At 34.3% G+C, this 13,072-nt stretch carries 11 protein-coding genes; 5 read left to right on the plus strand and 6 right to left on the minus strand.

Translation table 11 applies throughout. The features are described from left to right. Nucleotides 1-102 precede the first annotated feature (102 nt). The 6 genes from J8H85_RS05850 to J8H85_RS05875 all read right to left on the minus strand — a co-directional run bounded on the left by J8H85_RS05850 (nucleotide 103) and on the right by J8H85_RS05875 (nucleotide 6,793). Nucleotides 103-1,563, minus strand: a complete 1,461-nt coding sequence (locus J8H85_RS05850) for a magnesium chelatase (protein ID WP_209653565.1) — start codon at nucleotides 1,561-1,563, stop codon at nucleotides 103-105. A gap of 101 nt (nucleotides 1,564-1,664) precedes the next feature. Beyond that, nucleotides 1,665-2,795 (minus strand): vWA domain-containing protein, encoded by a 1,131-nt coding sequence (locus J8H85_RS05855; protein ID WP_209653567.1) that lies wholly within the window; start codon nucleotides 2,793-2,795, stop codon nucleotides 1,665-1,667. A gap of 88 nt (nucleotides 2,796-2,883) precedes the next feature. Continuing rightward, nucleotides 2,884-3,561: a Crp/Fnr family transcriptional regulator gene (locus tag J8H85_RS05860; protein ID WP_209653569.1), complete on the minus strand. Its 678-nt coding sequence runs from the start codon at nucleotides 3,559-3,561 to the stop codon at nucleotides 2,884-2,886. A 12-nt stretch (nucleotides 3,562-3,573) separates the two neighbouring features. Then, nucleotides 3,574-4,413, minus strand: coding sequence for a universal stress protein (locus J8H85_RS05865; RefSeq protein ID WP_209653571.1), 840 nt, complete (start codon nucleotides 4,411-4,413; stop codon nucleotides 3,574-3,576). Between the two features lie 86 nt (nucleotides 4,414-4,499). Then, nucleotides 4,500-5,552 carry a response regulator gene (locus tag J8H85_RS05870; protein WP_209653573.1) on the minus strand — a complete coding sequence of 351 codons (1,053 nt, stop codon included), beginning with the start codon at nucleotides 5,550-5,552 and terminating at the stop codon, nucleotides 4,500-4,502. Then, complete coding sequence (locus tag J8H85_RS05875) at nucleotides 5,549-6,793, minus strand: PAS domain-containing sensor histidine kinase (RefSeq protein WP_209653575.1); 1,245 nt, start codon at nucleotides 6,791-6,793, stop codon at nucleotides 5,549-5,551. The genes J8H85_RS05870 and J8H85_RS05875 overlap by 4 nt, the downstream gene beginning before the upstream one ends. Before the next feature lie 212 nt (nucleotides 6,794-7,005). Between J8H85_RS05875 and J8H85_RS05880 the strand changes: the two genes are divergently transcribed. From J8H85_RS05880 to J8H85_RS05900, 5 genes are all read left to right on the plus strand, one after another. Continuing rightward, nucleotides 7,006-9,381 carry a heavy metal translocating P-type ATPase gene (locus tag J8H85_RS05880; protein WP_209653576.1) on the plus strand — a complete coding sequence of 792 codons (2,376 nt, stop codon included), beginning with the start codon at nucleotides 7,006-7,008 and terminating at the stop codon, nucleotides 9,379-9,381. A 73-nt stretch (nucleotides 9,382-9,454) separates the two neighbouring features. Next, complete coding sequence (gene ccoS, locus J8H85_RS05885; protein WP_209653578.1) at nucleotides 9,455-9,643, plus strand: cbb3-type cytochrome oxidase assembly protein CcoS; 189 nt, start codon at nucleotides 9,455-9,457, stop codon at nucleotides 9,641-9,643. A gap of 11 nt (nucleotides 9,644-9,654) precedes the next feature. After that, nucleotides 9,655-11,850 (plus strand): cytochrome-c oxidase, cbb3-type subunit I, encoded by a 2,196-nt coding sequence (ccoN, locus tag J8H85_RS05890; RefSeq protein ID WP_209653580.1) that lies wholly within the window; start codon nucleotides 9,655-9,657, stop codon nucleotides 11,848-11,850. A 7-nt stretch (nucleotides 11,851-11,857) separates the two neighbouring features. Then, complete coding sequence (locus J8H85_RS05895; protein ID WP_209653582.1) at nucleotides 11,858-12,043, plus strand: CcoQ/FixQ family Cbb3-type cytochrome c oxidase assembly chaperone; 186 nt, start codon at nucleotides 11,858-11,860, stop codon at nucleotides 12,041-12,043. Nucleotides 12,044-12,128: 85 nt separating this feature from the next. Further along, nucleotides 12,129-13,022: a cbb3-type cytochrome c oxidase N-terminal domain-containing protein gene (locus tag J8H85_RS05900; protein ID WP_209653584.1), complete on the plus strand. Its 894-nt coding sequence runs from the start codon at nucleotides 12,129-12,131 to the stop codon at nucleotides 13,020-13,022. Nucleotides 13,023-13,072: the final 50 nt, after the last annotated feature.

Below are 13,072 nucleotides of genomic sequence, written 5' to 3' on the forward strand. Positions count from 1 at the left end.
TGTAAAAATATTTTTGATATAAAAGGAATATATCTAGCTCACATTAACAATTTCGAAATTATATAAACTTAAATTTACAATATGAAAACTTACAAAAAACGCTTAAATACCGCTTATAAAATTACCATAAGGGTCTTTAAATTGAATGCCTTCTGTAAAACGATGTTTGCTTAACTGCTTAAATTCCACTAATGCCCAAAGCACAAATTCTTTGATGAAATAACTATCTTCTTTTGATAATTTTGGTTGGTATTTAGCCAATAAATCATCTAGAGGTGAAATGGCATCCAATTGGCTTCTATATTCTTTATCACGAAAATCGTCCAACAATTCAAAACCATCTTGCTGATTAAAAAACCATGAAACAATATCATCATAAGGAGTTTCCTCGTCCTGCTTTTTTAATTTTTCAATTTTCGGAAAAAACTCTTCAAATAAACTTTTAACAGCTTCACCTATTAAGTTGTATGCAACCATGGCAGCACCTTCTTGTTCTCCCTCATAAACCAACTCTAATTTTCCTGTTATAGATGGGATGACACCAACAAAATCACTCAATCGAACCGTTGTTTTTTCATCGCCCGATTTTAAAGCACGACGCTCTGCAGTGCTTAATAAATTTTCTAATGCCGTTATACTTAAACGGGCACTAACACCACTTTTAGCATCTATATATTCGCTTTCCCGTGCTTCAAACACTATTTGCTCCAATAAATCGCGTGCCAAATCCGGAACGGTAACCAAGTCTTTTTGTGCTTCCACAACTTTAGCCTCCTGTTCCGTAATTAAACGAGCCGTTTCAATATCGGCAGGATAATGTGTTAAAATTTGAGAACCAATCCGGTCTTTTAATGGGGTTACAATACTGCCTCGGTTGGTATAATCTTCAGGGTTTGCGGTAAATAAAAACTGAATGTCCAATGGCAACCTCAACTTAAATCCTCTAATTTGAATATCGCCTTCCTGCAAAATATTGAATAATGCCACTTGAATTCTTGCTTGTAAATCGGGCAACTCATTAATGACGAAGATGCATCGATTGGCTCGTGGAATCATTCCATAGTGAATAACACGATCATCGGCATAACTCAGTTTTAAATTGGCTGCTTTTATAGGATCTACATCTCCAATAATATCGGCAACCGTTACATCGGGTGTGGCTAGTTTTTCAGCAAAACGTTCACTTCTATGCATCCATGCAATAGGTGTATCATCACCTTTATCTTTAATTAATTCTTTGGCATATCTTGATATGGGCTGAAAAGGATCGTCATTAATTTCAGAACCTTCAACATAGGGAATGTATTCATCCAATAAATTTAACATCAAACGGGCCAAACGTGTTTTAGCTTGCCCACGTAAACCCAACAAGTTTATATTATGCCTAGATAGAATGGCACGTTCCAATTCGGGGATTACGGTATTTTCATATCCATGCACGCCCTCAAAAGTGGTTTCTTTGTTTTTTAGTTTTTGAATCAAATTATCTCGTAATTCATCTTTTATGGATTTAGATTGATAACCTGATTTTTTTAATTCTCTTAGTGTTTTTATGTTTTTCATATGCCTCTCCCTAACCCTCTCCAAAGGAGAGGGAACTGTTGTAGGGTATTTTATTATTGATTTTTTTTATTCCTCCCCTTTGGGGAGGTTAGGTGGGGCTTTTATCCCCTAATTCTCTTCTTCCTATTGGTTTCATAATCTTCAAAAATCATTTCGCCTAAACCTTTAAGCCCTGTATAAAATGCTTTTCCTTGATTGGCATAAGTAAACTCTCTTACAAACTGCATTAAATAAGGGTCTTGCGCTATCATAAATGTGGTAATGGGAATGTGCAAACGCCTTGCTTGTTGCGCCATCATATAACATTTGTTCACAATATGCCTATCCAAACCATTACTGTTTTTATAATATTCGCCATTTGACAAACGCAAACAACTGGGTTTTCCATCGGTAATCATAAAAATTTGCTTGTTGGTGTTTCGCTTTCTTCTAAGTAAATCCATTGCCAATTGAAGTCCTGCCACCGTATTAGTGTGATAGGGACCTACCTTTAAATAGGGTAAATCTTTAATTTCAATTTGCCATGCATCATTACCAAAAACCAGAATATCCAATGTATCTTTTGGGTAGCGCGTGGTAATTAATTCGGCTAAAGCCATGGCTACTTTTTTTGCCGGTGTTATTCTATCTTCACCATAAAGAATCATACTATGGCTAATATCAATCATAAGCACCGTACTCATTTGCGATTTGTGAAGGGTTTCTTCAACTACCAAATCACTTTCAGACAAAGTAAAATCTGCGATACCATGGTTTATTTGGGCATTTTTTAAACTTTCGGTCATAGACACTTTATCCAAGGCATCACCAAATTGATAGTTTCTAAAATCTCCCGTATGCTCATCGCCTATACCTGGACTTTTACTTTTATGATTGCCTTGACCACTGCGCTTTATATTTCCAAAAATTTGGTCTAAAGCTTGTTGCCGAATGGCTCTTTCGGTTTTTGCAGTAATGGCCATACCACCACTATTACCATCGGGGTCAATTTCTTCTCGTATATAGCCTTTCTTTTTAAGGTCTTCAATAAAATCATCAATGGTATACTCTGGCGTGGTAAGTTTATATTCCTTATCCAATTCCCGTAACCAATCAATGGCTTCATCAAAATCGCCAGAGGTATGCGTAATAAGCTCTTTAAATATGTCGAAAAGTTTGTCGAACGGAGACTGTTCTGGTGCTTCGTATTTCTTGAAAATAAAACCTTTTCTGGATGTGGGATATTTTGTCATAGCCGTATAAAAATACTATTTTTTTATACAAGTGAGACAGGATGGTTATTAGATTTATCTATACTTTAACACGAATTGTCTATTACAATTATTCAATACGTTTTAAGCCTTCTAAGTTTTCAATTCTTATTTTTTTACCAACCATAGAAATTAATCCATCTTTTTTAAATTGTGATAATACTCGAATGGCAGACTCGGTAGCAGTACCAACAATATTCGCAAAATCTTCACGAGATAGCAATATACTCAACGTTTTATCTGGGTTTACACCAAAACTATCATGAATGTAAATTAAGGTTTCTGCTAAACGTTGTCGAACGGATTTTTGAGCCATATTCACAATAATATCATCGGCTTCTCTTAAATTATGAGCCATTTCTTTTAAAACATCAAATGAAAATTTCGGATTGGTTTGCAGATCGTTAATTATTTCGTTTTTAGGAATAAAGCATACTTTCATATCTATTAACGCTACAGCTTGTAAATTGGAAACCTCATCTGAAACCATAGAACGGTAGCCTAATAAATCGCCTTTAACTACAATTTTAACAATTTGATCTTTTCCGTTTGCGCTTAATTTGGACAACTTACAAATACCCTCCTTTATACAGTATACACCATTTATGGTTTCGCCTTCGTCAAAAATAACATCGCCTTTTTTAATATTCATAGAAGTTTTACAACTGGAAATACGCATTAACTCATCTTTCGTTAAAGACTTTAGCGAATTAAATTGTTTAATAATACATTGTTCACACTTACTCATATTCAATATTTATTAATGCAATACTAGAAATGGAATATTTTTATAATAATTCAAATCCTTTAATGTAGGATGAAATAAAATACGTTGAAAATAATTTAGGTTTTTAGCAAGCATGGTTATTAAATGAATATCTTTTTCATCAACAAATTGTTGTACAGCATTTTCGATATGATTATTAATTAAAAAATTAAAACTATGCTTATAGTTTGTAAAATAATCGGATAAATATTCTTTGTTTTTTTGCTGGTCTTCATTAAGGTCCACCCTTTTTTTATTAACATGCAATACATTAATGGCCGCATCATTTACTTCAAGAATATCCAGAATAGGCTGTAGGGTTTCTGGGTGGTAAAAAATTGAAAAATCGGTGGGGAACGCAATTTTTTTTGGCTCTATATATTTAGCGTTTTCTGGAACCACCAAAGTAGCGCATTTCACTTTTGTAATCACATTTCCCGCATTGCTTCCTATGGCTATTTTCTTTAATCCAGAAGTACCTTTGGTGCCCATCACAATAAAATGGATATTGTTCAATACAACCTGTTCCCTTATGGAATCGATAATATAATTACTATCTGAAATGGTAAAGAATTTATGATTGTTTTTTTTTGGAAAAGTATCATGAATTCGTTTTACGGTATCTTGCAGCAATTTTTTTACTGGTATTGATAAGGTTTCTGAAGCACTACCCGAATATTGAACAAAAGCTTTTTCTTTACTTACTAAGGTTCCACTCGTATTAACGTGTAGCAAATAAAAATTACATGACGATTTACTAAAAAAGTGCAATGCATACGCTATGGCATTCCACGCATTTTCAGAAAAATCTATGGGTATTAAAATGTTTTTCATGCTTTGTTACTTCAAAAAACAAAAGTATAAGCATGATTACTAACGAAATATGACCAAAATCATAATTCGCCATTGTTTTATTAAAATCAGTTTATTTGTTGAAGTTTATCAATATCAAGAATTTTAATATTTCTGCCTTCAATCTCAATAAGCCCTAAATCTTTAAAACTTGAGAGTGTTCTTATTAAGCTTTCTAATGCAATTCCTGCAACACTTGCTAAATCGTTTCTAGAAATTTTAATGGCATCTTCAGGATTCCGATTCATTTTTTCAGCAAATTTTAAGATGGTAGATGCTGTTTTTTTCTTTACAGAACTGTATGCCATTTCCAGCAATTGTCCCTTTACAATACTAAGGTCTTCAGTTAATAATTGTATGAGCTCCAAAGTTACCTTATGGTTACTATTAAGCACATTTGTTAACTCATTTTTAGAAAGGGCAATTAATTTTGAATCTTGTATGGCCGTTGCTGTTTCTTGATAAGGTGTGTTTTGGGTGAATGAGGTATAACCAAATAAATCGTCTTCCTTATAAAGTGCCGTTGTTAAATCCTTCCCTTGTTCATCCAGCTTATGGCATTTTATTAAACCGCTAGCTATTAAATAAATGTTGTTGGAATGTTGTCCTTCTTCATAAACCACATCGCCTTTACTAAAAGAAATTTCATTGCCATTATCATCAAAAAAATTCTTTAGATCATTAAGGTTTCTAAGTTCTTCGGTTTCATCTACACTTGTAGTTTCAAAAACCTCTTTTCTTTCATTTAATATTGCCGCTTTTGCTAATCTGCTTTCAATGGCACTTATTAATTCTTCTTCTTCAAATGGCTTTGTAATATAATCATCGGCACCTAAATCCATGCCTTTTCTAACATCCTTACGTTCGGTTTTTGCTGATAAAAATATAAAAGGAATGTGTTGTGTTTCATCATTTTTTGATAGGGCCTCTAAAACGCCATAACCATCTAGCTCGGGCATCATTATATCGCAAACAACTATATCTGGCAAGCTTGTTTTAGCTATTTCTAACCCCGCTTTTCCATGAGGCGCGGTAGTAACATGGTAATTTGATAGTTCTAATAATTCTGCTGTATTTTCCCTTAAAATAACATCATCTTCTATCAATAATATTTTTTTCATGCTTTTGCTTTATTGGGTATTGTAAATGTAAATATACTTCCTTTATTTTCCTCACTTTCAAAGGTTATAAAACCTCCTAAATTTTCCAAATGGCTTTTAACAATATTCAGCCCAATACCTGTTCCTTGTGTAAGTAGCGCATTTTCAGCCCTAAAGTAGCGATTAAATATCATTTTTTGATCTTTCTTAGGAACACCAATACCATTGTCCTTTATTCTAAAAGTAGTTTGTTTTTCGTCTTGGTTTATTTGAATATCTACCAAGGTGTTTTCAGATGAATACTTGATAGCGTTATGTACCAAATTAGACAATGCCAATTCTACAATTTTCTCATCTTGGTATAAGGAGTATTCATCTATATTCTCTGGATAATTTATTATTTGCCCTTCTTTTAAAAGCATATTAGCATTATAAACCACTTCGTTTACCACCTTACTAACCTTAAAATTGCTGAACTTATAGTTAATTTTACCTGTTTCTAATTTTTCAATAGATAAAAAATCGTTTAAAATATTATTTAAGTAATGTACTTTATCTGTAATAGTTTTAACGTGTTTATCACGTTTTTCCTGCTGTTCTGCTAATTTGTATTTACCTAATAACATGGCCGAAGTTAAAATACCACTTAAAGGCGTTTTAAATTCATGACTCACCAACGACAAAAATTTTGTTTTTAATTCATTGAGTTCTTTTTCCTTTTTAAGGGCGTTTTTTGTTTTATTTTGAGCCTCAATACGTTTTTTAATCTCGGTATCACGTTCTAGGTTTACTGTTTTTAATGCTTCAACCGTATTACTTAATTCCTTGGTTCTTTCTTCTACACGCTTTTCTAATATGGAATTGAGTTGCTGTAACTGAAACTCTTGCTCGTTTCGAACAGAAATATCTATAACCAAGGCCATTATAAAGGTTTCACCATTAATTTCCAACGGATTCAAACCAGCTTCCACTGGAAATGTGCTTCCATCTTTGCGCGCGCCATACAAATCGCGCCCATGGCCCATGCGCCTACTTTCCTTTTGTTTCATAAAACCCTTAACATGAGCACTGTGATTGGGTTTATATTTTTGGGGAATTAGAATATTTAGATCTTGATTAATTAACTCAACCTTATCGTAACCAAACATGCGCTCTGCAGAAGCATTTGCAGCAATAATTTTTTGCTGCGCATTTACTACTATAACACCTTCTGAAACGGCTTCAAATAGTATATTAAAAGTTTCTTTATCATTTTGAAGCATTACAATACAAGCTTTATTAAACTATTAAATAGCATTAAACATTACCCTAGTTGGTGTTGGAAAAAATTATGCGCATTACAACATTTAAAAACCATACTTCCATAACACCAAAATCTGAAGTGCCGTAAAAATAGAGAAAATATGACTAATATCATATTTAAAAAGAGCATCAATTTAAACCTTTGCAGCAGGTATAATTGAGCAAATAATAAATGAGCAAAGAAACATGTTTTCATTGTGGTTTAGATGCAACGACATCTAAAATCAACTTCGACGATAAATTATTTTGTTGTAATGGCTGTAAAACTGTTTACGAAATTTTTTCAGTAAACGATTTAACTTGCTACTACGATTTACAAACCGCCCCTGGTGCCACTCCAAAAGACATAGAGGGCAAATACAACTTCTTGGAAAACTCTAAAATAATAGAACAACTTTTAGAGTTTAATGATGGAAACACGCAAATCATTACGCTTTATATTCCGCATATCCATTGCAGTTCTTGTATTTGGATTTTAGAAAACCTCAACAAATTAAACCCATCAATAAGTGCATCCATTGTAAATTTTGGCAAAAAAACAGTTCGGGTAACTTTTAACGCCGAAACACTATCATTAAAAAATTTAGTAACCCTTTTAAGTAGCATTGGTTACGAACCATTTATAAGTTTGGATGATTATAGCGTTGGCAAAAAACATATAGACAGATCGCTTATTTACAAATTAGGCATTGCAGGTTTTGCATTTGGAAATGTGATGTTTTTATCGTTTCCGGAATATTTTGAAGTAGGCGAATTTTGGCTGGAACAATTCAAACCTCTTTTTAGGTGGCTCATGTTTGCATTTTCTGTGCCCGTGGTTTTTTATTCGTCTCAAGATTATTTTATTTCCGCATTTAAAGGGCTTCGTTCTAAAATTTTAAATATTGATGTACCCATTGCTTTAGGGGTCTCCGTATTATTTATTAGAAGCACTTTTGAAATTATTACCGATAAGGGTTCTGGTTTTTTTGACAGCCTCACCGGACTTATTTTCTTCTTACTTCTTGGGAAATTTTTTCAGCAGAAAACCTACTCTTTTTTATCGTTTGAACGCGATTACAAATCGTATTTCCCTATTGGAATAACCAAAATCACTTCCGAAGACAAAGAAGAATCCATACAGGTTTATGATATTGAAAAGGGCGACCGACTTTTAATTAGAAATGAAGAATTGATTCCTGTTGATTGCATTTTAATAAAAGGAAATGCACGCATTGATTACAGTTTTGTTACAGGTGAATCCAAAACTGTTTCAAAACAATCTGGCGATAAATTATTTGCTGGAGGAAAACAAGTAAATGGCACGATTGAAGTAGATGTTTTAAAATCGGTTGAGCAAAGTTACCTAACCCAACTTTGGAGCAATGATGTGTTTAAAAAAGACAAATCTCTGGCTTTCACAAACATTACCAATCAAATAAGCAAACGTTTCACCATAAGCATTTTAGCCATTGCCATATTAGCAACTACATTTTGGTTGATAACAGATGCAAGTAAAGCCATGAATGTTTTTACATCGGTTCTTATCATAGCCTGCCCCTGTGCCCTAGCTTTAGCTGCACCTTTTACTTTTGGCAATGTATTACACATTTTAGGAAAGAAAAAATTCTATTTAAAAAACGCTTCGGTTATTGAACAATTAGCAAAAGCAAACACCATCATTTTTGATAAAACAGGAACTATTACCGCCAATAAAGAAACCACGATAGATTATGAAGGCCTTCAACTTTCCAAAGAAGAGGAAGCTTTATTAAAAAGCACATTGCGTGGTTCTAACCACCCTTTAAGTCGTTCATTATACAATTTATTGAACGAACAAGACATTGTAACCCTAGATGCTTTTGAAGAACATTTAGGCAAGGGTATTGAAGCTACTTATAACCAAAACCATATAAAAGTGGGGTCTGCTCCTTTTGTAGGTTACACTACAGAATCTACATTACTAAATACAGCGGTTCATGTGAGTACCAACAAACAATACAAAGGTAAATTCACTTTTTACAATGCGTACCGTAAAGGGCTTTCTTCATTATTTAATGAATTAAAAAAAGATTATGACTTAGTTATCCTTTCGGGTGACAATGAAGGTGAAAAAGACAATTTAACCAAATTGCTCCCTACAAAAACCAAGTTACTATTTCATCAGAAGCCAGAGGACAAATTGGAATACATACGGTACCACCAAACAGAAGGCGCCAATATATTGATGATTGGCGATGGACTTAACGACGCTGGTGCCTTGGCGCAAAGCAATGTTGGCATCGCTATTTCAGAAAATGTGAATGTATTTTCACCCGCTTGTGATGCTATTCTGGACGCTTCAAAATTCAACCAATTGTTCAACTATATAAAAGTTTCAAAAGCAGCCATCAAAATTATTAAATGGAGTTTTTTACTCTCATTTATGTACAACTGCATTGGGCTTTATTTTGCTGTCACGGGGCAACTATTGCCTGTGGTAGCTGCTATTTTAATGCCTTTAAGTTCCATTAGTATTGTGGTTTTTACAACCCTGGCTACAAATATGGTTGGGAGAAAATTAGAATAAAAGAGAAACATGACGAATGTCATATTTTAAGAAATACGATGAAAGTAATTTTGAACCATAACTTCAAATAGGTATGAGTGTTATTTATGTTTTGTTAGCTGTAAGCGTAACGGTCGCTATTGTCTTTTTTATTGCCTTCATTTTGGCCGTAAAAAACGGGCAATATGATGATAGTTATACGCCATCCATAAGAATGCTTTTTGAAGATGAACTCGTTAAAGAAAAATCAAAAAAAATAGATACTAACCAATTAAAAGATTAACAATTACAATTATGGAGATGCAACAATTTCATTACGATAATAAAATCGTTACAAAATTCATCTATGCTACAATAGCTTTTGGAGTTGTAGGTATGTCGGTAGGCTTACTATTGGCATTTATGTTTTTATTTCCAAACTTAACAGATGGCATTTCATGGTTAAGTTTTGGGCGTTTAAGGCCCTTACACACCAATGCCGTAATTTTTGCATTTGTGGGAAATGCCATGTTTGCAGGTATTTACTACTCGCTTCAACGGTTACTTAAAGCACGTATGGCAAGCGACCTTTTAAGCAACATCAACTTTTGGGGCTGGCAATTAATTATTGTTGCTGCGGCCATAACGCTTCCTTTAGGGTACACATCATCTAAAGAATATGCCGAATTGGAATGGCCCATTGATATCGCCATTGCATTAATTTGGGTCGTTTTTGGCATTAACATGATTTGGACTATTTTAAAAAGAAGACAACGCCATTTATATGTTGCCATTTGGTTTTACATTGCCACTTTTGTAACGGTAGCTGTACTTCATATTTTTAATAGTTTAGAACTTCCCGTAAGTAGTTTTAAAAGTTATTCGGTTTATGCTGGCGTGCAAGATGCCTTAGTACAATGGTGGTATGGCCACAATGCGGTAGCATTCTTTTTAACCACGCCTTTTTTAGGGTTGATGTATTATTTTGTACCCAAAGCGGCTAACAGACCTGTATATTCCTACAGACTTTCTATTGTTCACTTTTGGTCGTTAATATTCATATATATTTGGGCAGGTCCCCATCACTTATTATATACTGCATTACCAGAATGGGCTCAAAATTTAGGTGTTGCTTTTTCTGTGATGCTATTAATGCCTTCTTGGGGAGGTATGATAAACGGATTGTTAACACTTCGTGGTGCCTGGGATAAAGTACGTACAGATCCTGTTTTAAAATTTATGGTCGTAGCCATTACAGGTTATGGTATGGCAACTTTTGAAGGCCCCATGCTTTCACTTAAAAATGTAAATGCCATTGCCCACTTTACCGATTGGATTGTTGCACACGTACACGTTGGTGCATTGGCTTGGAATGGCTTTTTAGCCTTCGGCGTTATTTATTACTTAGTACCTAGATTATTCAAAACCAAATTATATTCTATAGGGTTGGCTAATCTTCATTTCTGGATTGGCACTTTAGGCATCATTATGTATGCCTTACCATTATATGTTGCTGGGTTTACCCAAGCAAGTATGTGGAAACAATTCAACCCTGACGGCACCCTAACTTACGGTAACTTTTTAGAAACCGTTACCGAAATTATGCCTATGTACTGGATGCGTGCTATTGGCGGTACCCTTTATTTAACCGGTATGCTTATTTTAGTTTACAACATTGCCGTTACTATTAAAAACGGAAGTAAAGTTGAAGACGAATTGGCCGAAGCACCTGCCCTAGAACGTGTTTCTAAAAAACGTACTGCTGGTGAAGGATGGCACTCTTGGTTAGAACGCAAACCAATCCAATTAACCATTGGGGCAACTATTGCCATTTTAATTGGTGGTATTATCCAAATTGTACCAACAATTATGGTAAAATCGAACATCCCAACCATAGCAAGTGTAAAACCATACACCCCTTTAGAATTGGAAGGTCGAGATATTTATATTCGTGAAGGTTGTGTGGGCTGTCATTCACAAATGATCCGTCCTTTTAGAAGTGAAGTGGAACGCTATGGTGAATACTCAAAAGCCGGTGAATATGTTTACGACCATCCATTCCTTTGGGGAAGTAAACGCACAGGACCAGATTTACATAGAGTTGGCAGTAAATATTCTGATAATTGGCATTTTAACCATATGTACGATCCGCAAAGTACCTCATCAGGTTCTATCATGCCGCGTTACCCTTGGTTAATCAATGATGAATTGGACAAATCGGATACCGAAGCCAAAATGAAAGCCATGGTAACATTAGGTGTACCATATTCAGATGAAGAAATTGCTAACGCCCAAGAAAGCATGTTGGCTCAAGGAACACAAATAGAGCAAAATCTGTATGCTGACCCAGATTTTGTAACTTCTTATGAAGCGGACAAAAAATATGCAGCAGAAAATGGTGACCCTTTTATAGAAATGAAAAATCGTGAAATAGTAGCCGTTATTGCCTATTTACAACGATTAGGAACAGATATTCATGTAAAAGAAGAACAAAAACAAACCTCAAAATAAAAGTACTATGTTAAAATTTGTAAAAGGCTATATGGATAGTATTGATGGTATCGAAATTTTCCCCATCATTTCCTTGCTTATATTTTTCACATTTTTTGTTGGTCTTTTTTATTGGGTATATACCGCAAAAAAAGAGTATATAAAATCTGTTAGCAATTTGCCATTAGACAACCAAAACGACGAAATATTATGAAACTAACTAATCAAAAAAAAAATTCATTTCTAAATGTTATTGGAGGTTGCATTTGTCTATTAAAAAACAATAAAAAAAGTATCAAATGAGAAATTTAATTCCATCTTGGGTAAGAGTGCCCCTTATATTCTTCATCATTTTCGGAGTTGTAGAATACGTAATTGATTCAGGCAATAAACCAGCATTTGTAGAATATCCTGCAGTTTTACTCTTTTTATTATTAGTGCTACTTATATTAATTGCCATTGAAGCTATCATTGGCGCATTAGAAAATGTGATGCTTCATAGACTAGATGAAGAAGCAAAAGCACGTTTTTTAGCTGAAAAAGAAAGTAGCATCAAATTTACTTGGTTAAGCAACATCTATAAAAAACTTTTAGGCCAAAAACCTATGGAAGTTGAAAGTGAAATTATTTTAGACCATAACTATGATGGTATAAAAGAATTAGACAACGACCTACCACCTTGGTGGAAATATGGGTTTTACATATCCATTGTATTTGGTGCGGTTTATTTGTTAAGATACCACGTGTTTCAAGGCCAAAATCAATATGATGAATTGGACACGGAATTAGCCGAGGCAAAAACCGCTATTGAAACTTACAAAAAAACAGCTAAAGATTTGGTTGATGCCAACACGGTAACATTACTAACCGATGCATCCGATTTAAGTGCTGGTAAAGCCACATTTGAAACCAACTGTGTAGCCTGCCATATGGCCGATGGTGGCGGTGGTATTGGACCAAACTTAACCGACGACCATTGGATTTTAGGTGGTGGCATAAAAAATGTGTTCCATACAATTTCTGAAGGCGGACGCTCCGGCAAAGGGATGATTGCTTGGAAAGCACAACTAAAACCAGCACAAATTGCACAAGTAGCAAGCTACGTGTTAAGCTTACAAGGCACTACACCTGCAAATCCAAAAGCTCCTGAAGGTGATGTTTGGGTTGAAGAAGCAGCTTCTGAAGCTAAATAACATAAAGATCTACAAGGTTTTAAAAAACTGACAGGTCTAAACAAAAACAA

It is taken from the genome of Mariniflexile gromovii (assembly GCF_017814435.1).
In the GTDB taxonomy this organism is placed as follows: domain Bacteria; phylum Bacteroidota; class Bacteroidia; order Flavobacteriales; family Flavobacteriaceae; genus Mariniflexile; species Mariniflexile gromovii.

What these genes read in the sequence shown, in the direction of transcription:
- J8H85_RS05865 (WP_209653571.1), bottom strand. Translation starts at nt 4,413, where the DNA reads ATGAAAAACATTTTAATACCCATAGATTTTTCTGAAAATGCGTGGAAT.
- ccoN (WP_209653580.1), top strand. Translation starts at nt 9,655, where the DNA reads ATGGAGATGCAACAATTTCATTACGATAATAAAATCGTTACAAAATTC.
- J8H85_RS05875 (WP_209653575.1), bottom strand. Translation starts at nt 6,793, where the DNA reads ATGCTTCAAAATGATAAAGAAACTTTTAATATACTATTTGAAGCCGTT.
- J8H85_RS05850 (WP_209653565.1), bottom strand. Translation starts at nt 1,563, where the DNA reads ATGAAAAACATAAAAACACTAAGAGAATTAAAAAAATCAGGTTATCAA.
- J8H85_RS05895 (WP_209653582.1), top strand. Translation starts at nt 11,858, where the DNA reads ATGTTAAAATTTGTAAAAGGCTATATGGATAGTATTGATGGTATCGAA.
- J8H85_RS05855 (WP_209653567.1), bottom strand. Translation starts at nt 2,795, where the DNA reads ATGACAAAATATCCCACATCCAGAAAAGGTTTTATTTTCAAGAAATAC.
- J8H85_RS05880 (WP_209653576.1), top strand. Translation starts at nt 7,006, where the DNA reads ATGAGCAAAGAAACATGTTTTCATTGTGGTTTAGATGCAACGACATCT.
- J8H85_RS05860 (WP_209653569.1), bottom strand. Translation starts at nt 3,561, where the DNA reads ATGAGTAAGTGTGAACAATGTATTATTAAACAATTTAATTCGCTAAAG.
- J8H85_RS05900 (WP_209653584.1), top strand. Translation starts at nt 12,129, where the DNA reads ATGAGAAATTTAATTCCATCTTGGGTAAGAGTGCCCCTTATATTCTTC.
- J8H85_RS05870 (WP_209653573.1), bottom strand. Translation starts at nt 5,552, where the DNA reads ATGAAAAAAATATTATTGATAGAAGATGATGTTATTTTAAGGGAAAAT.
- ccoS (WP_209653578.1), top strand. Translation starts at nt 9,455, where the DNA reads ATGAGTGTTATTTATGTTTTGTTAGCTGTAAGCGTAACGGTCGCTATT.